Source organism: Paenibacillus xylaniclasticus (assembly GCF_004001065.1).
GTDB lineage: Bacteria > Bacillota > Bacilli > Paenibacillales > Paenibacillaceae > Paenibacillus_T > Paenibacillus_T xylaniclasticus.
Genome location: NZ_BIML01000013.1, coordinates 155,440 through 176,172 on the forward strand (window position 1 = coordinate 155,440; position 20,733 = coordinate 176,172).

The following is a 20,733-nucleotide window of genomic DNA, read 5'->3' on the forward strand; positions in this document are numbered from 1 at the left end:
AGCAAGAACAAAATTTGACTAAACGAAACTAATGGAGGCCGTATTCATGGGTTGGTTCACTGATTTTATTCATGACATTGGAGAGAACTACGGGCATTTCTTCTCGTGGGCCGATCTGGCTGCAACGTTCTCCTCTCCGTCAGCATGGGGCATTATTCTAAGCCTCGTTATTCTGGAAGGACTGCTGTCGGCGGACAATGCGCTCGTGCTTGCGGTAATGGTTCGCCACCTTCCGAAGGATCAGCAGAAGAAGGCGTTGTTCTACGGTCTGCTCGGCGCATACGCTTTCCGGTTCCTTGCAATCGGACTCGGTACGTTCCTAGTTAAGATTACACTAGTCAAGTTACTGGGCGCCGCGTATCTCATGTATATTGCATACAAAGGGCTGTTTAAGTCCGAGGATGATGGCGAAAGTACCAATAAGGGCTATGGCTTCTGGAAGACCGTCTTGATGGTCGAGCTGATGGATATCGCGTTTAGCGTCGACAGCGTTATAGCAGCGTTCGGTATTAGCAGTGAGGTATGGGTACTGTTCATGGGCGGTATTATCGGCGTGCTGATGATGCGCGGCGTTGCGCAAGTGTTCCTGAAGCTGATCGAGCGTTTCCCAGAGCTGGAGAAGGCGGCTTTCGTCTTGATTGCAGTTATTTCGGTGAAGATGCTTCTGGGCGCTTTCCATATCGAAATTTCACATTATCTGTTCTTTGCTTCGATGATTGTTGTATTCGGCGGTGCAATCGTACTTAACCTGCTTCGCCGTAAACGGGAGAAAGAACAAGCTTAACCGACTAATGACTAGACTAACGGTAAGGCGGCTCTTTCATAACGAACATAGAATCCCTCCCTTCAGGAGGGATTCATTCATATTGACAGGCAATGGGGATGTTCCGGTGTAAAGCCGGGGGAGAGGGGAGGAACGGTCGATATGCGGTATTTTGCAGAGTTGTCTGAAGAAGAAGAACGGACGTTATTTCATTCACCTCCTGTCTCGTTTACGAACCGGTCACCGAAGGAAGTGCTGGCGTACGCATTAGGCGCCGCGCTCTACATGCCGGCGACAAGGGCGACGATCGCAAGTGAAGTGATTGCAGGCAAGCTTCAGGGACTGATTACAGCTATTATTGATCTTGAAGACGCAATAGGCGACCTCCAAGTCGAGACGGCAGAAGCGGCCGTTGTGCAGCATATGGCGAGAATTGCAATGGCATTGGAAAGCGGTGTGCTGACGCATGACCGGCTGCCGCTGCTGTTCGTTCGGGTACGCTCGGTAGAGCAGATGCAGCGTCTGCTAGAACAGATTCACGATTCGGCTCATGTTCTGACGGGATTTGTTTTTCCAAAGTTTACGCCGGAGAACGGCGGTCTATATTTTGAACTGCTTGATGGCTTTAACCGCGGCAGGCAGAAGCGAGAGCCGCTCTTGTATGGTATGCCTGTCCTGGAGAGCGCACCTATTATTTATCGGGAGACTCGTCATCAAATGCTGCTCGGCACGAAGCGTCTGCTTGACCGCTACCGTCCTTATGTATTGAACGTTCGGATCGGAGCAACGGATTTCTCTAGCTTGTTCGGTCTGCGCCGCTCGCCGGAGCTGACCGTCTATGATATTGCCGCAATTCGCGACTGTATAGCGGATATCGTCAATGTATTCGGACGTGCGGAGGATGGATACGTCATATCCGGTCCGGTATGGGAGTATTTCGAATCAGGCTATGACCGGGCTGCATTGGTGCCGCTTCGAGAAGCTATGCTGAGGGATACGCTGCTTCCTGAGCTTGGACTTCCTCATAGCGTCTATAGAACGGAGGATGGGCACAGCGCTTTTATGCGCGAGATATGGCTCGATAAGGAGAACGGTATGATTGGCAAAACGATAATTCATCCGTCCCAGCTTCGGCCGGTTCAAGCCATGTACACCGTTACGCATGAAGAATATGCTGATGCCTGTGCGATTCTCGCCAACAGCGGGGGCGGTGTAGGCGTTATGAAGAGTGAGTACGCGAACAAAATGAACGAAATGAAGCCGCATTATCATTGGGCAACCAAAATGGTGACGCGGGCAAAAATATACGGGGTGCTGAATGTACAACAACGTTACACAGCCTTATTCCGAGAGCATGGCTACGCACGTTTATAATATTGCCGGCAGCTTGAAGGTGACCGTGAAGGAGAAGGATAATCCGTTCGGGCTGCCGATTGGACAGTTGTTCGGTATGGCAGCGCGCAACAATCCGAAACGGTCGTTTCTGTTCGTCAGCAAGCTGCTTGGCAAGCATATTCCGATTGATCCGCATACTTCGCTGCTTGCGGGCTATGCGCTCGCTCTGCTGCTGGCTCGCCATATGCAGCCGGAGAAGGAAGTGGAGCTGGAGCCGCTGCTGCAAGCGGCATTGAAGGGGCTTGCGAATCCTGAAGAAGCGTCTAGCGTGTATCGTCACGTGATACAGAAACGGCTTAAGCTGCCGGTGCCGGTTAAGGTGCTTGGCTTCGCCGAGACGGCAACGGCGCTCGGACATGCTGTATTCGAGGCGATTGAGGAGCCTGCAGCGTATATGCATACGACGCGCGAGCTGCTTGCGGACCGAGAGCCCGTCTTTCAGTTCGAGGAGGAGCATTCTCATGCGACGGCCCATCGTGGATATGCGGAGCTGCCGGGTTTTCTTACCGATGGTGAAACGGTTATTCTTGTGGATGACGAGATGACGACCGGCAAGACGACGCTTAACTTGATCCGCGACATGCACGCGAAGTATCCGCGCAAGCGGTACATCGCCTGTGCGCTTCTCGATTGGCGCAGCGAAGAAGCGGAGGCGGCATTTGCGAAGTTGGAGCGTGAATTAGACGTAACGATTGAGACGATCTGCCTATATCGGGGCACGATTGAGGTAGAAGGGGCTGCTTTCCCAGATGGGAAGCTGCCAGAGAAGCCGCATCAAAATCAATGCCGCTCGAATACTAAGCCAGCGGTTCGCTTGCATTGGCTCGATGGCCTGTTCGAGCTATCATCCGCTGTATCGGTTGATTCGGCCGGTCGAACCAATCGCGCACCTTATATGCGGCAGTCGGGTAGATTTGGCATTGAAGGTGCCGAGCGAGAAGCATTAGATGAGGCGGTTCGCCAAGCGGCGGAGCAGCTTCGGCCGTTACGCCGGAAAGGCGGACGGACGCTCGTCGTCGGCACGGGAGAGTTCATGTATGTGCCGATGCGGATTGCTGCTGAGCTTGGCGAGCAGGTGTATTATCAATCGACGACGCGCAGTCCGATTCACCCGCTGACGAATCCAGGCTATGCCGTTCACGATAGCATTACGTTTCTTTCGCCGGACGATGCGAATGTTCGCCATTATTTATATAATACCCGAGCCTATTGGTACGATGAGGTTATGATTTTGTTGGAGAGAGAGACGCCGCCTGCGCAGCTGTTTTCCATGCTGGATGCGTTTCGTGAGATCGAATGCGGGACGATCCATGTTGTGATTTGTACGGGAGCGGAGGGCGTAAATACAGGACTCGACAGAAGGCTGCTTGAACGGATTATGGCGCCGCCGGACCTGATAGGCAGCTATACGCCTTCCGACGTGACGTTTCTGCTGAAGGATTTACGTGATGCCAAGCTTGAAATGCCGACAGAGGACAAAGAAGAGGCCATTCAGTCGGGGGTGCATTATTCGGAGATGCTGCCTGCAGAATATGAGCCGTCGGAGAAGTACTTGCAGCTGTTTCACGATACGCTGGAGCAGACGTCGTTACTCGTGGCGAGGGATATCGCAGCGGTAGCCGAATTAATTGTCCGTAAGCGCGGACTTCAGTGCGTGCTAGTCTCGCTGGCGAGGGCAGGCACGCCAATCGGCGTGCTGATTAAGCGGTATATTGAGCGGCAGTATGGTGCATCGCTCCCGCATTACAGCATCTCGATCATTCGGGGAAAAGGCATTGACGAGAATGCGCTGCTGTATATTTTGCAGCGGCATGGTGCAGATGCCAACATCCAGTTCGTCGATGGATGGACAGGCAAAGGGGCGATAAGACGAACGCTGATCGAAGCGTGCGACAAGTTCGAGGAGAGGTATGGCATTCGGTTGAACGATGATTTGGCGGTGCTGGCCGATCCTGGCTATTGCTCTGAGACGTTCGGAACCCGAGAAGATTATTTGATACCGAGTGCATGCTTGAATGCGACGGTTTCCGGGCTCGTTAGCCGTACGGTGCTGAAGCCGGGACTAATCGGACCGGATGATTATCACGGCGCCAAGTTTTATGCGCATTGGCGGGATATCGACCAGTCGAATCATTTCTTGGAGCAGATCGAGCGGCATTGGGACGAGGTGGCTAGGACGGCTTCAGCGGAAGCGGATAAAAGAATGTGTGATGCTGTAGAGAGCGGAGGACAATCGGAGAGAGCGACTTGGCGGGGACTTGAGGATATTCGAAAGGTGCAAGCGGCGTACGGCATAGATGATATGAATCTCGTGAAGCCTGGGGTCGGAGAGACAAGCCGGGTGCTGCTGCGCCGCGTGCCGTGGAAGGTGCTGGTTGACCGTCTGGACAATCCGCATTTGCGGCCAATCCTGCTGCTGGCGAAGGAGCGCGGGGTTCCGGTGGAGCTGTTTCCTGACCTCGCTTATTCGTGCTGTGGCATTATTAAGCCGCTTTCGCAGAAGGAGGTCCGCGTATGATCTACGCTAGTGATCTGGACATGACGCTTATTTTTTCCCGGCGGTCGATGGCCGTTCCTGAGTATACGCCAGGCATCCGTGTCGTTGAGACGATCGGCGGTCAGCCTGCCGCCTTCATGTCCGCTGCGCAGATGAGAGTATTGAAGGAGCTGTCGAGCCAGCTTCTATTCGTGCCGGTCACAACGCGAACGATTGAGCAGTACCGCCGGATTGAAGTATTCCAGCAGCATATTGTGCCAGAGTATGCCATCACAAGTAATGGCGGCAATATATTAATCGGTGGTGAGCCGGATGTTAGTTGGAAGCGGCTGGTTGAGAATAGGCTGCGGGAAAGTGCCTGCTCGCCGAAGGAGGCCCGCCGTCTGTTCGCACCGGTCGTCCATTCGGACTGGGTGCTGGATGAGCGGCTGTGCGATGAGTTGTTCTTCGTCTATCTGATGGATCGTGATCGGATGCCGGTCGAGGCTATAAAGGAACGAGCCGAGAAGCTCGCAGCGCTCGGCTGGGAGCTGTCCGTTCAGGGACGCAAGGTGTACATTGTGCCGAGTGCTGTGAATAAGCGGGATGCGGCCGCGTATATTCGGCACCGGTATCCGGAAGCGGGGCTGATTGCTTCAGGTGACTCCCTGCTGGATAGAAGTCTGCTGGAATCGGCTGATTATGCGATTGCCCCGGCACATGGAGAGCTGTATCGGATCTATCAGGAGACGGGACAGATGGGCACCTGGACGTTTACGGCAAGGTCTGGGCTGTTCGCTGGAGAAGATATCGTCGACTTTGTACAATCGAAGCTGACTGCAAGTGAGGCAGCGGCTGGCAGATAGTATGCCGAACCGCTGAGTCGGAGTGGGAGCCATTAATCGCTGGGGGAGCGGACGTCATGAAGAGCAAGCAGGAGTTACGTGTTTATTTTAACCGATGGTTTTCAGTCGCCTACCATTACATGAATAGTATTCGCCACAACGAGGATGGTGTAAAGTTTAAGCTTTACGGGACACATCCCGATCCTAGGCATATGTCACTACAAGCGGCGGATTACGCGGCAGTTGAACCGGTGCTGGAAGGGATGGATTACATCGATTATCTCGTCGGGTTCTGTCAGGAGCATGAAATTGACGTGTTTATCCCCCGGCTTCGAATGCTGGATATCGCTCGAAATATTGGAAGGTTCGACGAGATTGGCACGACGGTTACCGTCTGCCGGGATGTCGGGCTGCTGGAGAAGCTGACGGTGAAGAATCAGTTCTACGAGGAAGTACGCCGGACGGGCATTATGGAGGTGCCTGCTTATGAGGTCGTGACCGATGCGGCAGGCTTCAAGCGAGCGTATGAACGGTTGACGTCGGAAGGGCACCGCGTCTGCTTCAAGCCGACCGATTCGGAAGGCGGACTTGGATTTCGCGTCATCAATGATAAGCGGAATGCGCTCCAAGATTTGTTCGGATACGTCACGAATGAGCTGACGTTCGAGGAGGCGTACAGTATTTTATCCCAGGTAGAGAGCTTTCCGGAGCTGATGGTTATGGAGCTGCTCGAAGGGCCGGAGTACAGCATCGATTGTCTGGCTGACCGCGATGGTACCTTACAGGCTGCCGTTCCACGACGAAAAGCGGACGGTAGGCTGCGTGTATTGGAGCGCAATGATGAACTGATTGCGATTGCTCATCGTGTAGCAGAGACGTATCGTATACCGTTCAATTACAACATTCAAATGCGCTGTACCGGCGGCGTGCCTAAGCTGCTTGAGATTAACCCACGCATGTCCGGCGGACTGCATGCGACTTGTCTTACCGGGATCAATTTCCCATACTTGGGCGTCAAAGCGGCGCTTGGCGGCCGGATCGGTCCGCTGGTGCCGGAGCTCGGCATTATGACGAGTCATATTGAACTGTCGATGCGTATGCAATCATTTGATCATCGACTTAGTCAGTAAATAAGTTGGTGATAATAGGGATAGGTACGATGCTGGTGTGACAAAAAAATTGATGTAACGGCGTTTAAGAGCGGGCCCCTCTATTAGCCACATACCGGATGAACTAACCGGGGGTGGAACGAAATGTGGGGCGCATTGACAGCCTTCGCGGCTATTTTCTACAATAGTGAGAGAGACTAAGAAGTTATTTGGAGGATACGCCCGTGAAAAGAACGTTGGTCGGCGCCGCCGTCGGTTATGTCGTTGCTCTTATTACCAGTTTTATGCTGCCAGAGCTATTGTCACTGTTCATCCCGGCAATTGGGGCCATCGTCGGCAGCCTTATGACGAAGCGGGTTCCGCCATCCCTACCGTCTAACCAGAATGCTCCTTATCCGCTCGGAGGCGGAGGTCCGCTGCCCAATCAACTGCAGCCGCAGAGCCATGCTCATGGAGCACCGCAGCCAGCATTTAATGCAGCACCGCCACAATCACAAGCTCGGCCAACGGCTGCACAGGCATCGTTGCCGGAAGGCTTCGGTCCAGTGGTGGAGTATTTGCAGGTGCTTGAAGATATGGTCATCTCGGAAGGCCAGAAGGATAACCTCGACAGCGAGATTGTGGACAAGTCACTGGCATTGTTCGCACGCTTGCAGCGCGTGATTCCGCTGCTTGACCAGCTTGGCGACAGCAATATTAATCATACGATCCGCCGGCTCGTACTGAAGGATTTGAACGGCGTCATAAATCCGTTCCTTCGCCTCAGTGGAGAGCTGAAGCAGCAGAACCGCCGTATGCTGCTGAACGGATTAAAGGACATTAACTCGAAGATTTCCGCGATCGTATCTACGATAGAACATAAGGATTTAATTGAGCTTCAATCAAAAGCAGAGCTGATCCATCAACGTTACAATCAATCCGAGCTTTAATCGCGAAGGAGGAACATAAGATGTCGACGACACCGATCGTACAGCTTACGAAGGAAGACGAAGTGCAGGTTAGGCAAGACGCTTCCCGCTTGTTCAGCCAGGTGGCGAATAGCGATTCCATGCAGCTTGATTCATTGATGGACGAGATTGGCAAGCTGGGAATGAAGACGCAGGAGAAAGCGGGACAGACGCTGAAGCTGCTTGAGCGTCCAGTTAACGATTTAATGGGCGCCAGCCGTGCGGAAGTGTCGAATAATATTTTGAAGCTGCGCAATGAATGCGAAGCGCTGCAGCAAAGTAAGAACGTCGGCTTCTTCGGCAAAGTGCTCCGCAAAAGTCCGCTGAAAAACTACGTTTACAAGTATCAATCAGTCAAATCGAACGTCGAAGTGATCATTAATTCGCTGCGTGACGGCAAGGACACTTTGGAGGAAAACATCGTCAACATGCGGCAGCTGAAGCGTAATTCATTAGAGCAAATTTATCAGCTGCAGACGAAGATCGCTTTCGGTGAGAAGCTGAAAGGGATGTTCGAGCAAGAAATTGCCCGGCCGGAGAATGAAGGTCGGAAGGCGCAGCTGGAGCGCGGGCTGCGTAAGGTCGTCACACGCATTCAATCGATGACCGAAATGATTATGCTCTACAACCAAGCGATTGCTGCAACAGATATCATTAATGATAACAATGATAAGCTGATCGATTCTGTGAATAACGCAATTGACAAAACGTCGAACTTAATCACTGTATCTGCCATGATCGCTCTTGCTTTGAACGATCAAGAGAAGGTCATAAACGCAGTTGAGGCGACGAACAAGACGATCGAGAGCCAGTTCCAAGAGAATGCTCGCCTGCTTCGTCAGACAACGGAGCGAACGAACGATTTGCTAACGAAGCCTGCTATGTCAATGGAGGCTGTGAATTCGGCAATTTCGGATCTTATGGCGGCGATCGATCTGTCCGAGCAATCCAACCGCCGTATTATAGATAGCTGTAACGATTATACGAGCAAAATGACGGCGATCAACACGCAGCTGGCGAATCGACTGGGCCATGGAGGAGATGCGACTTCGACTCCAGTACTGAATCAATCGTCACAGACGGATAGTACGATTCGTTCACTGCTTGACTGATACGGATTAGACCCGGCAAAGCAATGCCTGCTGCTGATCATAGCAGCTACGTTATGTAGCAGGTCTAGTCGTATAGAGCCGACATGATTTCCTGAACTCGCACATATAATGGCTTAAAAGGCCTTTGGCGAAATGAGGGAGGCTCATGGTACTCTCTATCGTACTGGGCTGCTTGATCGTTGTGCTGATTGTAGTAGCAAGCAGCGAACGGGCGGAGGCAATTGCCGAGTTGAATGATGATCCGGCTCATGCACATTGGTTCAAGAACAACAAGAAGGGCTGATCCGTAAGGCGCCGACGAGCGGCTGCGGACCAGCCTTTCTTGCTGTGGGCATATTTATTTGGAATAAATAAGGTATATACGCTATTTGGGGTACTGGCTGGCGGCAAACAGATCGGTGTTCAGGCGTTAAGGCGAAGGTAGGCAACGGCAATACAAATGTTCACGAGAACGAGAACGCCGAGCCATAAATTCAATTTGTTGTCGCGCATAAACTTCATGACGCCACTCCGTTCGTAAGATATGTATTGCTCTTTTACTTTACCGTAAAGGCAGGAGTGGCGTAAAGATGCTCTACGAGGAATTAATCATATAACTATTATAGTACTGAGGGAGCGAAGCCATGCTGGATTTCTCGTTCGAAATTGTGGACGAGTCGCGCATCCATATCGAATATCGGTACGGAAGTGCTCTGTTCACCTTCAATTTGTATTGCGCAGACGGTGTATGGACGATTCATCCTTTTGATGGCATTCTGCTCCGTAATCGAGAGATGTGCCGGCTCGTAATCGCAGAGCTTCTGCGGAACAAAGATATGCATGTCATGCTCGCACGGGAGAATATTACGCTGTCTGAGCTGCGGACCTCGATCAATCTGCAGGACGCAGATGACGGCAGGCTGCAGGGATCAGGCCAGAATCGCCGAGAGCGCGAGCAGGACCCGCTTGACGACTATATAGCTTCACACTCGTTCGAGGAGATTGTCGCGAATGAGCAGGCGATACTGGAAGACCGGCTTCAATTGTTCAAGGACATTATTGAAAGAATGTTTATGGAAGGGTATGGGCCGGACGACGAGGAGTTCAGCAAGGTCCAAAGCATGATCCGGGTTTATAAAGAAGCAATCGAACGTATGTCCAGTCTAAATGGGCCTGATCTACGAAGCGATAATCGACGCAGGTGGTAGTGAGGTCTTTGGCTGCAGCTGATGTACAATTATAGAAGACATTCATCTCGTTCATTCGAGAATGAATGCCTTCTTCTTCTCGTATCCAAGCAAGGGGACAAATCATACGGAACACTAGCCGTTAACGATCTCCCCGCCATTGAGATGTATCATTTGACCGGTCATGAAGGAGGAGTCGTCACAAGCGAGAAAGACGTATGCGGCTGCCATCTCGTAGGGCTGGCCGGGGCGTTTCATCGGCGTGTCTGAGCCAAATTCGGATACCTGCTGTGCATCGAATGATGCCGGGATGAGCGGCGTCCATACCGGTCCTGGCGCGACCCCGTTTACCCGAATGCCGCGATCGGCCAAATGCAGGGCGAGTGAACGGGTAAAGGAGACGATTGCGCCTTTGGTTGCCGAATAGTCGATAAGCAGCGGATTGCCTTTGTACGCCGTAATCGACGCCGTATTGATGATGGAGGCTCCGGGCTTAAGCAGCGGGATGGCAGCTTGTGTGACATAGAACATTCCGAATACGTTAGTCCTGAATGTGCGCTCCAGCTGCTCCGATGATAGCTGCTCGAATTGCTGAAGCGGATGCTGCTCAGCTGAGTTATTGACGAGTATATCGATGCCGCCTAGCTCTTTATTGGTTTGGGCAACAGCTTCCTTGCAGAACGTCTCGTTGCCGATGTCGCCGGGCAGCAGCAGGCAGCGGCGACCAGTCTGTTCGATGAGTGTCTTCGTTGCTAATGCATCGCTGTGCTCGTCAAGATAGACAATCGCCACATCGGCGCCCTCCTTGGCGAAGGCGACTGCTGCCGCCTTACCGATGCCGCTGTCGCCACCGGTAATAAGCGCGACCTTGCCCTGCAGCTTGCCTGCAGGCTTGTAGGAGGGTGATTCAAAAGCGGGTAGAGGATTCATCTCCGATTCGATGCCGGGCTGCCTGTTCTGATGCTGAGGCGGAAGCACCTGATGCTTCTGCGGAGTGGACGGGCTCATATGGCTTTAAGCCTCCTTAGCATAGGATGGTTCCGTCCTTATTATGGGTGAAGGTCCGTTTTTTATTCGTACGGATCATGCGGTCTCAATATTATGTTTTCGCATAATGTATAGAAATTTTATTAATCTATTATTTCTTGTAATAGATTTCCGTTTTTCCCTGTTGAAATAAATGTTACAATGTATAACATGTAACGGTTCTCAATCTGAATTAAGATAGCATTAAATCGACACAAGAGTTGGAACTTGTATATTCATTGGAGGAGTGCGGAGTGGATGTAAATAATATAACGGTTCCGCTCAGCGGGCGGCAGCGAATTCGTTTAACAGACAGCAGACGGCGCCAGCTGTCGTATATCGGCATTAGTGAAGAAGATTTGGCTCTGATGCATGATCAGCAGACACTGTTCTGCAGCATTACGAATGAAGTCGTCGACGAGTTGTATAACCGGCTGCTGCAAGAGCCAGAGCTTGCAGACTTTATTCAAAAGCACAGCTCACTTGAACGTCTTAAAGAAACACAGCGTTGGTACTTTCAGTCGTTAACCGATGGCGTCATTGACGAACCGTTCATTGAGCGTCGAATTCAGATCGGAAGCATCCATTCCCGCATCGGACTTACATCGAATTGGTATTTAGGCACGTATATGCTCTATCTGGATTTGGCGGCGAAGCATATCGAGCAGGCGGAGCCCGCGAATTGGACGAAGATCGTATTAGTTCTTTCGAAGCTCTTTAATTTTGATTCTCAGCTCGTATTGGAAGCCTATGAAAAAGGAGAGAAAGGGAAGATCCAACAGCTGGTAGACCAGAAGCAGCATATGCTAACTCGGGTTAATACGGCGGTGCAGGAGCTTACCACCATGATTGCGGAGCTGAACGAAAGCAGCTGCAGCATGTCAGAGAAGGCTCGTCACACGGCCGATTTGCAGCGCAGCTCGAACGAGCATGTCCAGGAGCTTCAGCGTCAAGTACGCGATATCGGTCAGCTGGGCACGACAATGAAGGAAGTGTCGGAGCAGACGCATCTGATCGGCTTGAACGCCTCTATCGAGGCAGCCCGTGCAGGCGACGAGGGACGCGGCTTTGCCGTAGTAGCTAATGAGATTCGTAAGCTGGCTGCGAACTCGAAGCAATCTCTTGACATCATACAATCCAAGCTAGACTCAATCTATAAGTCGCTTGCACAGGTCGAGAGCGGCAGCAAGCAGACGCTACAGCTTGCCGACGGACAAGCAGCTAGCTCACAGGAGCTGTCGGCTTTCGTCCAAATGATCGATAAAGTCGCGCGTGAACTGAAGCAGCTGCAATCGGAGCAGGTCTAAACCTTTCAAGATAAAACCCGGTATACCGTCACACAGATAGCTGTGAGGCTGCGGATATTACCGGGTCTTTCTTTATTCTGTTAGGATTTCGGCTCTACGGCGCCTTCCACATCTTCCCTCTGCAAAATGGTTCCCATAGACTGCTCATTCGTTCCTGTTACGAATTGACGTAGATAATAGGTCACGTATTCACCATAGCGGCTAATATCGGATTCGGCTAGTTTGTGAACCCAATGAACGCCAGGGGCAACGGAGTCGGAATCAAGCAGAAGAACGGCAGCCGCCGCATACGCTCCGCTCGCGACCTGTACATAGGTAGCATTTGTTTTAAATTTTGTGTATGCCTCGTTATTCGAGAGCACGTTGTACATGAACCGCTCATCATCCTCATATACGAGTAGTACGCCGATAAGATCAGCTCCCGTTAACTCGCCGTCCTCCGGATGAAGCTGCTTCTGATCGTACTTCAGCAAGTTGTCGATATGGTTGAGGTTTCTTTGAATTTGTTCGGTTGTGTAGTCGTTGACTCGATAAATGAATGCTGATTCGACATGGTAATCGTCAGCAAGAGTAATCGTTTCCTCGTGAGCCATCAGGCAGCCGGTAAATGATAGCTCTCCGAGTTTGACTTTATATTCCCGTGCATATACGTTGTCGTAAATTAAATAGGTCGTATCGCCGATGGAGAAGACCGGATAATTCGATACCGCTTCCTCTAGGAAGCATTCCGGTGACCAGGTTACATAGATCGTTTCCGGCTTAACCTTTGACGGATCGGCATAGAAGGAGTTGTCCTTTTCGACGACATAGATTGCCCGCGGCAGCTTGTCCGGACGTTCCTTCATTAGCTTCACGGCCATCCACTGCACAACGCCGGGGTTCATGCCGGAGCAGACAATCGCTTTAACCTTTTTGTAGCTGTCCTCCTCTTTACGGAATCTGTCGATTCTTTCAAGCAGGCTTGTCGTCTCTGCTCCTGGTCTTTCGCTGATTTCCGTGTCCTCAAGAGCTGTGTTGACATAGCTGATGCCGAGCTCATTGCAGCAAGCAATCATGCGCCGCGTATCGGCTCTGGACAAGTCGATGACAAGCTTGGTCTTCGTGCGGACACAGTGCTGCTTTAAAGACTCCGTATCCGTAAGATCAAGTTGATGCAGCTTCATATGGGAACCAATAAGCTGAGGGGCAAAGCTCTGGTAGTAGCTATGAGGCTTCTGTTTGCGGTCGATTCCGTGAATTTGGGAATGGGTGATTACCGAGTGCAGCGGGGCTTGTTCGTCCTGTAAGGTATGTTCAAACAGCGTAAGCAGAGCCCGAGCGACGCCTCCCGAGCTTCCAAGTACCGTAATGACGAAAGGCTTGTCCATCCTTTCGCCTCCTTTCAATCGTGTTGTGTCGGACGAACCGGGGACAACACGATTCACTGTACACGTCTACCGATTCATCCAATTGCTCTATCGTATGCCGGGCAAAGAGTAGACGCTTGATACAAGCGCGGACAGGCAGGTCGATATTATCTATGAAATGGGCTGTTGGCATCACTACCGATATTCTTGTTTCGCTGCAGTATATTGTCGGATTTTTGCTTTAGCGAAGTGATTAATGGTCGTATAATCGTCTTATTACAAATTGGACGCGGTTTGAAATTGTGGAAAATTTCCCTTTACGACAAGCTGATAGTTCGGTATAAATCAAGATAGAACGCATATCTTTTACACGTTAGCGGTAACTTGTTGTTTCAAGGACGTTGACGAGCGGAGGGGTGCGTGATGATCATTGCTCCGGATTTGTCGATTTTGTCTTGTCGAATTGACGGTGGTGTGAAGCTATTCGAATTGACTGCAGAGCCTGTCATATCCGAGCTGCTGCCGGGTATATGGATGGAAGGATGGGGGTATAACGGCACTATTCCTGGACCGTTGATCGTCGTGTGCCCCGGGGACGATGTTATATTCCGGGTATCGAATCGGCTGCCTGTACCGACAAGTGTGCATTGGCACGGATTAGACGTGCCGAATTCGATGGATGGCGTGCCTGACATCGAGTCGACGCCTCTTATTCCACCTGGCGGACGTTATGATTACCGGTTTCAGATTACCAATGGACCGGGAACGCATATGTATCATTCGCATGTCGACGTTGTTAGACAGATGGGGCAAGGCTTAGGAGGAATGCTGGTTATTAAAGATCCGAACGAAACGGCGATCACACATGACTACGTGTATTTGCTGCAAGAATTCAAGCTAGTTGGACTGGCTAAGGGTGAACTGCGACAAGGACGCTATAAGCTGGACCCGATGAGTGACGGATTCAACTTCTTTACAATGAACGGTCGTTGCTTCCCGGCAGTAACGCCGATGAAGGTCGGATGGGGAGATCGGGTACGCATCCGGCTTGGCAGCATGGGGATGAATGCACACCCCATTCATATGCACGGGCATCAATTTACGTTGTGCGCCGTAGACGGCAACAGACTGGAGCAATCCAATCGACCTGTCATGAATACGATTAGCGTTGCCTCCGGAACAACGAGGGATATCGAATTTCTTGCCAATAATCCGGGCAGATGGCCTTTTCACTGCCATATTCCTCATCACAGCTCGAACAATTTTACTCCGCCTACAGGAGGCATGTTCACGATCATTCAATACGAATCGACTTCCTAAGTAAGGAGGAACCAGCTTTTGCGGAATCATGCAAGAACGCTCACCATACTTCTGATTGTGCTTTTGCTGCCGCTTGCCATATATGCGGCTCTCCGAATATTTGGTTCAATGGATGCGACGGTGCATGCTCCAACCGGTCACTTCTATATTGTTAGCGTTGTGTCAGCATTGGCGTTCCTCATGGCGCTGTCCGTTGGTATAGCTGGCATTCGAATGCGTAATGTCAAGGTTACGTTTATCGCGATGGCTTATATTACGCTGGCCGAAATATTTATTTTGCACGGATTAGCCACTCCCGGTTTATTAATGCATGCAACGAGCTTACCAAGCGCGACAGCGCAGATGAGTATTCTGATATCGGTGTTCTGGCTGTGGCTGTCTTCGATGTCTAGTGATCGCATAATTGTTAGGCTTCTAGCACGCCGCAACGTACTGCTGCTGCCGGCATGGACGGTCTTGCTGGGGACGGTATGCTACATTCTGTTCCAGAATGCATCGTGGTTCGACAACTGGCAAATATTCAGTCCGATCTTCAAAATTTCTGTCACGATCGTCATCGCAGCTATAGCAGCATGGACGATGAGACGATACTGGCAGGCTTACCTGGCATGGGGCTCTAAGCTGCATATTATGCTTGTGTACGGCTCCGGCTTAATGATCGTCTCGCAGATTATTATGGTTACGGGCGTCTCTTGGAAAATTAGCTGGTGGATGTACCACATCACGTTGTTCTTATCCGTTCTTTTTACGCTTATCGGTCTTACGCTGCACTATTCGAATCGACATGCGTTCGGCTCCTCGCTGCTTCAGTTGTTTCGGGCGAACCCGCGCGAGTGGATCGAAACATGCCTGTCGCCGAGCGTTCGTGCTATTATTATGGCTACAGAATCTCGGGATGCTTATACGGCGGGACATAATTACCGAGTCGCGCTGTACGCTCTCCGTCTAGGCGAGAGGCTCGGATTAAATAACGAACAGCTTAGAGCGATTGCGCTTGGAGGCATTGTTCATGACGTAGGAAAGCTGAATGTGCCGGATGAGATTTTGAATAAGCCTGGCAAATTGACGCCGCAAGAGCGGGCCATTATCGAGAGGCACCCGGTCTCCGGTTATGATATTTGCAAGCGACTTGGGTTTATGACTGAAGAGTTGTCCGTCATTCGCTCTCATCATGAACGCTGGGACGGGTCGGGCTATCCGGATCGTCTGAGGCAGGAACGAATTCCTCTGCTTGCAAGAGTAACTGCTGTAGCGGACGTCTATGACGCGCTTACCTCATCCCGTTCTTATCGCAAAGCGATGTCTCATCAAGAGGCGCTGGCGATTATTCAAGCGGAGCGAGGCAAGCATTTCGACCCGGCGTGCGTCGATGCGCTGTTGCAACTTGCGGTGGAGGACGAGATGTTCTTCAGTCAGACATCCGGAAGCGACCGGCAGCTGCAGTTGGCTAAATCATAATGGAGCGGCATCTGGGTGGTCGACCATTGTTTGTGTCAATTCATATAGATTAGCGAAACCTTTTGTCGAAAGTCGTCGTCTAATGAATTAGATAGATTCATAGACATAGCAGACAATGGGGGAGCTTTAATGAACAAGTGGATATGGGCCGCTCTGATCGGAGCGGTTATTGTTATTGGCGGCACCTATATGGTGGCGACGGGTAATTCAGATTCAGGAACGTCCTCGGCTGAAAGCGGGGAAGAGCTGGCATCTAAGGAGGAGCAGAATCCAGAATCGGACAAGCCTGAGCTATCGGAGACTTCTTCTGCAGATGCAGTTAAGAATAAGGAGGAAGGAACATCAACCGGGCAGATGCCTGCGGATAAAGGAGACCTTAATATATCAGCCGGTGAGGGACAGAATACGAAGCCGAATGCTGACAGTGGAGAGCAGCAGGAAGGCGGCACTGTACAGGACAATGCCGTCGTGACGGCTGCAGATCCTGATAGTATCACGGTACTAGTGAACAAGACGCATGGTCTTCCATCAGGATACGAGCCGGACGATCTGGTCTATCCGGACGTTCCGTTTATTTTTAGCGAGCTAACGGACAAGCGTAAAATGCGCCGTGAGGCAGCGGATGCGCTCAAGCTGTTGTTTGACGGTGCGAAGAAAGATGGTATAGAGCTGGCCGGCGTTTCCGGTTACCGCTCAGAAGCGCGGCAGAAGACGCTGTTCAACAATTATGTGGAGCGCGATGGCTTGGAAGCGGCATCGAGGTATAGTGCTCGTCCGGGCTTCAGTGAGCATCAGACGGGGTTAGCGATGGACGTATCCGGCAGAGACGGCAGATGTGCTGCGGAAGCTTGCTTCGCGGAAACGGATGAAGCGAAATGGTTAGCGAAGCACGCATATGAATACGGATTTATTATTCGTTATCCCGAGGATAAAGAGGAAATAACGGGTTATATGTATGAGGCATGGCATTTGCGCTATGTAGGTACGGACGCGGCAGCCGCTATTCAATCCGCCGGTTTGACGCTGGAGGAATATATTGAGCAGCAATAAATACAATCATAGAAGCGCCGCTGAAGCCGCTGATACGATTCCAAAGGAGTCGAGTCAGCGGCTTTTTCTGGTACGAAAATAAAGTCAGGTATAAAGTAGGAAATCGTCGATCTATGTCGAATTTTATGTGGTACAAGTTTCCTTTTGATATTTAATATTGAGGCTTTATTAACAAATACAGAAACAATCGGTTTAGCCAGAAGAAAGGAACGTTATGCCTATGTCTATTGATATAAAACCGTTCGATTATAAGGAGCTGTTCCATCATTTCCAGCCAATCGTAGACGGACAATCTAATACCGTGTATGGTTACGAAGCACTGATACGCAGTAAAGTCGGCGCTGTACCAAACGAGCTGTTTCAGTCGGCTAGACTCCGTGGGGAACTGTTCCAATTAGATACGTTATCGTTCCAATCGGCGATCGAGTCTTTCTTTGGCGAAGAAGGTGTGTCACAGGGGCAGCAGCTATTTGTGAACCTTCTTCCTTCAACGTTGTGTAACCCTTTATTCCCGTCATTTCTGTTACGAATGGAGGAGCTTTATGTCCAGCACTTCAGCCGTCTTGTAGTGGAACTGAATGAGTCTGCTGAAGAAACCGATTTATGGGATACGCCAGAATTTGCATTGGGAACCGGTTTATTGCGCGAAAGAGGTATTCGAATCGCACTTGACGACACCGGAGAGGGAGTATCGTCGCTGCGAAAGTTTGTTGAGCTGGATCCAGATATTGTGAAGCTGGATCGCTACTTTGCACAAGGGTTATCGAAATCGGAGCAGAAGCAGCGAGTCGTTAATTTGATGGCGAAGCTGTGCGAAAGGGACCCGATGCTTATCCTTGAAGGAATTGAGACAGAGACGGATTGGATGACGGCCCGTAAGCTTGGTGTTAAGCTTGGGCAAGGCTTCTGGCTCGGCCGTCCGGCGCTTCTGCCCTGCAGCTAGCGAGCAAGGTTGAGCTTGGTTGGCTGGGCCCGGATTGAGTTTCTAAATACCGTCACGGTGCTATTGCAGCCGCGTGACGGTATTTTTTAATGCACAATAAAGCCGAGGCTACAGCAGCGAGATGACAAGGAGCTCGAATAATACGAGTGGAAGAATGACGTTATACGGCATAAAGCTGCGTGGATCCTGCCATGCGCACTGCAGATACAAGCAGCGCTCGTCAACGTGTACGATAACGCCAGTATATTTATGGCCGTCGACGGTCTCGACTACTACATGGCGGTGCATATGGTTGCCGCAGATCGGATTGATTTTATTACGGATATCAAGGACATGCTTGACATGCTGAGCGTCCGCTTTATACAAAATTTTATGCTCATGGATGACAACTTGCTTGTCGTACTTGTAGTCTTTGTTATATTTGTCATCGTAATTTTCATAATAGTTATGATGCCCGTATTTATCGAATTGTTCATATTTATCATACTTGTCATGTTTCGCGGGTTTAATGAGCTTATCCTGTTTGCTTGGTTTTTCCACAAGTTACCCTCCCGGCGGTATGCTGTCGCTCTATCGTATGCGGGCGAACGCCTGGCGGTGATTCAAGGCAGTCGATTGTGTACAATAAGCAGTAGCGGCATTCAAGTGCAATAGAGGAGGGAGACGGCGAAGTGGCGTTCTCCGAAGTGTTTTTTATTAATCTGTGCGTTCTCATTACAATTGCTTATTTGTTCAATATCGGATACAAGTATTTGTTTCCGAATCTAACGAAGCGGACGAAGTACGGCTTGGCGATTATCGTATTTACACTGGCGGGCTGGGTGACGATGCTTTTTGGCCTTCGTGTCGGGGATTCCCAATTGTTCGATCTGCGGTTTGTGCCGCTTATTATGGCTGTGCTCACCTTCAACCGACCGATTACGTTTATTGCAATCGGCTCGGGTATCGGTGTCGGCAGGCTGTTGTTTGGCCTTGATGAGTCATCGTGGGCAGGCTGCTTCAATATGATGCTGCTCGGCGTCTTCGCTGCTGTGCTCAACCTATGGCTTGAACGTATGACCTGGCGCTTCGTATGGAAAGCGACAGCAGCAGTTGTGACCATCAACGTTCTTAATGTCGTTAACATCTCGTTGCTTGGTTCTATTCCTTTTCGCGTGTATTGGCTGGAGGTCGTACCGATTACCCTGCCGCTCGCGACGCTGCTAAGTGGATTTTTCGTCTTTATGATCCGGGACTTTCATAAGGAGCAGTTGCGTTTCGATGAGCTAAGGAGCATGAACATCATTCTCCGTCGCCAGACGAAGGAATTACGGGAAGCGAAGCGTGATCTGGAGGAGAAGGCTCGTCAGCTGATGCTGGCGTCGAAGTACAAATCGGAATTTCTGGCGAACATGTCGCATGAGCTGAAGACACCCTTGAACAGCATCCTGCTGATGTCTCAGCTAATCAGCGATAACGACGATGAACGCTATGGGATGGATGAGGTCCGTTACGGTGAAATTATTCACGCGGCAGGTACAGATCTGCTCCAGTTAATCAACGACATTCTGGATCTGTCCAAGGTCGAAGCAGGCAAAATGGATATCGTCATCGAACCGATCTCTTCGCTTGATCTCGTACAGATGATGCAGGCGATGTTTCAGCCGCTTGCGGATCAGAAGTCACTTGACTTTAACGTTGAATTCGGGGAGGATGTGCCGGATACTCTCTATACCGATGCGCTGCGAGTGAACCAAATTATGCGTAACCTGTTGAATAACGCCTTTAAGTTCACGGAGCAGGGGGGTGTGACGCTGCGGGTTGGAGTGGAGACGGCGGTTGAGCAGGAGAATGCAGCGGCTAGGCGAAGGCTGCGCGATTGGACATCTGCTCTGTACCGGGCTCGCCCAAGTAATGCTGGTATTATTGTACGCTCTGGTGAGACGACAAAGGGACGAATTCGTAAGCGAATGTACGCTGCCACCGTGATGCCTGCAATATCGGCGCTGAAGCGCAGCGAAGCAACCGGGAAAGAAGAGGCAGCCCCTGATTTACTTGATAATGAGACAGTAGGGATTGTCGACAGGCATAAGGAAATGTCTGAGACGGCCAAGCGGGTGAACCGTAATCAGACGGCAGTAGAGCAGTGGTTGACGCTGGCTGTTGAGGATACGGGGATCGGTATCGACGAGGAGAAGCAGCAGTTGATCTTCGAGGCGTTTCAGCAGGAGGACGGAGCGATTAACCGCAAATACGGCGGCACCGGCCTCGGGCTGTCGATCAGTCTGCAGCTCGCGAGGCTGCTTGGCGGCTCGTTGTCACTGCATAGTGAGAAGGGACAAGGCAGTACATTCACTTTGCGGCTGCCGATCCGATCCGAGCCCGAACAACATGTAGAAAAATAATTTTGAAGAAAGTGTTGACTTCTGTTCGCCGGCGAGGTATATTATAAAAGTCGCCGATGCGACAACGTCCATTAAGAAGTCGGACA

General features: G+C 50.9%; 18 protein-coding genes and 1 pseudogene. 16 read left to right on the top strand and 3 right to left on the bottom strand.

Annotation, left to right across the window (positions count from 1 at the left end):
- Nucleotides 1-46 precede the first annotated feature (46 nt).
- The 10 genes and pseudogenes from PXY01_RS14280 (at nt 47) to PXY01_RS14315 (ending at nt 9,834) form a co-directional block, all read left to right on the top strand.
- Entirely contained in the window at nt 47-784 is a 738-nt protein-coding gene (locus tag PXY01_RS14280) for a TerC family protein (RefSeq protein ID WP_127570685.1), read from the top strand.
- A gap of 141 nt (nt 785-925) precedes the next feature.
- Nucleotides 926-2,137: an HpcH/HpaI aldolase/citrate lyase family protein gene (locus PXY01_RS14285; protein ID WP_127570686.1), complete on the top strand. Its 1,212-nt coding sequence runs from the start codon at nt 926-928 to the stop codon at nt 2,135-2,137.
- A gap of 76 nt (nt 2,138-2,213) precedes the next feature.
- Nucleotides 2,214-3,428 (top strand): annotated as a pseudogene (locus PXY01_RS22615) (phosphoribosyltransferase family protein); the annotation flags it as partial.
- A gap of 108 nt (nt 3,429-3,536) precedes the next feature.
- The gene (locus tag PXY01_RS22855; protein ID WP_246027948.1) at nt 3,537-4,676 is read left to right on the top strand and encodes a cysteine protease StiP family protein; all 1,140 of its coding nucleotides are present in this window, start codon (nt 3,537-3,539) and stop codon (nt 4,674-4,676) included.
- On the top strand, nt 4,673-5,500 hold the full coding sequence (locus PXY01_RS14295) for an HAD family hydrolase (protein ID WP_127570688.1): 828 nt from the start codon (nt 4,673-4,675) through the stop codon (nt 5,498-5,500). Before PXY01_RS22855 ends, PXY01_RS14295 begins: the two co-directional genes overlap by 4 nt.
- Before the next feature lie 56 nt (nt 5,501-5,556).
- Complete coding sequence (locus tag PXY01_RS14300; RefSeq protein ID WP_127570689.1) at nt 5,557-6,609, top strand: ATP-grasp domain-containing protein; 1,053 nt, start codon at nt 5,557-5,559, stop codon at nt 6,607-6,609.
- 203 nt (nt 6,610-6,812) lie between these two features.
- Nucleotides 6,813-7,517, top strand: coding sequence for a hypothetical protein (locus tag PXY01_RS14305; protein ID WP_127570690.1), 705 nt, complete (start codon nt 6,813-6,815; stop codon nt 7,515-7,517).
- A 20-nt stretch (nt 7,518-7,537) separates the two neighbouring features.
- A complete protein-coding gene (locus PXY01_RS14310; RefSeq protein WP_127570691.1) occupies nt 7,538-8,647 on the top strand; it encodes a toxic anion resistance protein in 1,110 nt (369 codons plus the stop codon).
- Nucleotides 8,648-8,792: 145 nt separating this feature from the next.
- Complete coding sequence (locus PXY01_RS22390; RefSeq protein ID WP_164744430.1) at nt 8,793-8,930, top strand: hypothetical protein; 138 nt, start codon at nt 8,793-8,795, stop codon at nt 8,928-8,930.
- Between the two features lie 340 nt (nt 8,931-9,270).
- Nucleotides 9,271-9,834 (top strand): hypothetical protein, encoded by a 564-nt coding sequence (locus tag PXY01_RS14315; RefSeq protein WP_127570692.1) that lies wholly within the window; start codon nt 9,271-9,273, stop codon nt 9,832-9,834.
- A 114-nt stretch (nt 9,835-9,948) separates the two neighbouring features.
- Here the strand turns inward: PXY01_RS14315 and PXY01_RS14320 are convergent, their stop codons facing one another.
- Nucleotides 9,949-10,821: an SDR family oxidoreductase gene (locus PXY01_RS14320; RefSeq protein ID WP_127570693.1), complete on the bottom strand. Its 873-nt coding sequence runs from the start codon at nt 10,819-10,821 to the stop codon at nt 9,949-9,951.
- Nucleotides 10,822-11,093: 272 nt separating this feature from the next.
- Between PXY01_RS14320 and PXY01_RS14325 the strand changes: the two genes are divergently transcribed.
- Nucleotides 11,094-12,146, top strand: a complete 1,053-nt coding sequence (locus PXY01_RS14325; RefSeq protein ID WP_246027939.1) for a globin-coupled sensor protein — start codon at nt 11,094-11,096, stop codon at nt 12,144-12,146.
- A gap of 80 nt (nt 12,147-12,226) precedes the next feature.
- Here the strand turns inward: PXY01_RS14325 and PXY01_RS14330 are convergent, their stop codons facing one another.
- Complete coding sequence (locus PXY01_RS14330; protein WP_127570694.1) at nt 12,227-13,513, bottom strand: S-adenosylmethionine decarboxylase related protein; 1,287 nt, start codon at nt 13,511-13,513, stop codon at nt 12,227-12,229.
- 402 nt (nt 13,514-13,915) lie between these two features.
- Here PXY01_RS14330 and PXY01_RS14335 point away from each other — a divergent pair, with 402 nt between their 5' ends.
- From PXY01_RS14335 to PXY01_RS14350, 4 genes are all read left to right on the top strand, one after another.
- Complete coding sequence (locus tag PXY01_RS14335; RefSeq protein ID WP_127570695.1) at nt 13,916-14,812, top strand: multicopper oxidase family protein; 897 nt, start codon at nt 13,916-13,918, stop codon at nt 14,810-14,812.
- A gap of 18 nt (nt 14,813-14,830) precedes the next feature.
- Entirely contained in the window at nt 14,831-16,270 is a 1,440-nt protein-coding gene (locus PXY01_RS14340; RefSeq protein ID WP_127570696.1) for an HD-GYP domain-containing protein, read from the top strand.
- Nucleotides 16,271-16,399: 129 nt separating this feature from the next.
- On the top strand, nt 16,400-17,320 hold the full coding sequence (locus PXY01_RS14345; protein ID WP_246027940.1) for a M15 family metallopeptidase: 921 nt from the start codon (nt 16,400-16,402) through the stop codon (nt 17,318-17,320).
- Between the two features lie 220 nt (nt 17,321-17,540).
- Nucleotides 17,541-18,263, top strand: a complete 723-nt coding sequence (locus PXY01_RS14350; protein ID WP_164744431.1) for an EAL domain-containing protein — start codon at nt 17,541-17,543, stop codon at nt 18,261-18,263.
- Nucleotides 18,264-18,371: 108 nt separating this feature from the next.
- Here PXY01_RS14350 and PXY01_RS14355 read toward each other — a convergent pair whose 3' ends face one another.
- Entirely contained in the window at nt 18,372-18,803 is a 432-nt protein-coding gene (locus PXY01_RS14355; RefSeq protein WP_127570698.1) for a hypothetical protein, read from the bottom strand.
- A 131-nt stretch (nt 18,804-18,934) separates the two neighbouring features.
- Here PXY01_RS14355 and PXY01_RS23335 point away from each other — a divergent pair, with 131 nt between their 5' ends.
- Nucleotides 18,935-20,647 (top strand): ATP-binding protein, encoded by a 1,713-nt coding sequence (locus PXY01_RS23335; RefSeq protein WP_127570699.1) that lies wholly within the window; start codon nt 18,935-18,937, stop codon nt 20,645-20,647.
- The last annotated feature ends 86 nt before the right edge of the window (nt 20,648-20,733 follow it).

Coding starts and splice junctions, on each gene's coding strand:
- PXY01_RS14280 (WP_127570685.1), top strand. CDS start 47: ATGGGTTGGTTCACTGATTTTATTCATGACATTGGAGAGAACTACGGG.
- PXY01_RS14285 (WP_127570686.1), top strand. CDS start 926: ATGCGGTATTTTGCAGAGTTGTCTGAAGAAGAAGAACGGACGTTATTT.
- PXY01_RS22855 (WP_246027948.1), top strand. CDS start 3,537: ATGGCGCCGCCGGACCTGATAGGCAGCTATACGCCTTCCGACGTGACG.
- PXY01_RS14295 (WP_127570688.1), top strand. CDS start 4,673: ATGATCTACGCTAGTGATCTGGACATGACGCTTATTTTTTCCCGGCGG.
- PXY01_RS14300 (WP_127570689.1), top strand. CDS start 5,557: ATGAAGAGCAAGCAGGAGTTACGTGTTTATTTTAACCGATGGTTTTCA.
- PXY01_RS14310 (WP_127570691.1), top strand. CDS start 7,538: ATGTCGACGACACCGATCGTACAGCTTACGAAGGAAGACGAAGTGCAG.
- PXY01_RS22390 (WP_164744430.1), top strand. CDS start 8,793: ATGGTACTCTCTATCGTACTGGGCTGCTTGATCGTTGTGCTGATTGTA.
- PXY01_RS14315 (WP_127570692.1), top strand. CDS start 9,271: ATGCTGGATTTCTCGTTCGAAATTGTGGACGAGTCGCGCATCCATATC.
- PXY01_RS14320 (WP_127570693.1), bottom strand. CDS start 10,821: ATGAGCCCGTCCACTCCGCAGAAGCATCAGGTGCTTCCGCCTCAGCAT.
- PXY01_RS14330 (WP_127570694.1), bottom strand. CDS start 13,513: ATGGACAAGCCTTTCGTCATTACGGTACTTGGAAGCTCGGGAGGCGTC.
- PXY01_RS14335 (WP_127570695.1), top strand. CDS start 13,916: ATGATCATTGCTCCGGATTTGTCGATTTTGTCTTGTCGAATTGACGGT.
- PXY01_RS14345 (WP_246027940.1), top strand. CDS start 16,400: ATGAACAAGTGGATATGGGCCGCTCTGATCGGAGCGGTTATTGTTATT.
- PXY01_RS14350 (WP_164744431.1), top strand. CDS start 17,541: ATGTCTATTGATATAAAACCGTTCGATTATAAGGAGCTGTTCCATCAT.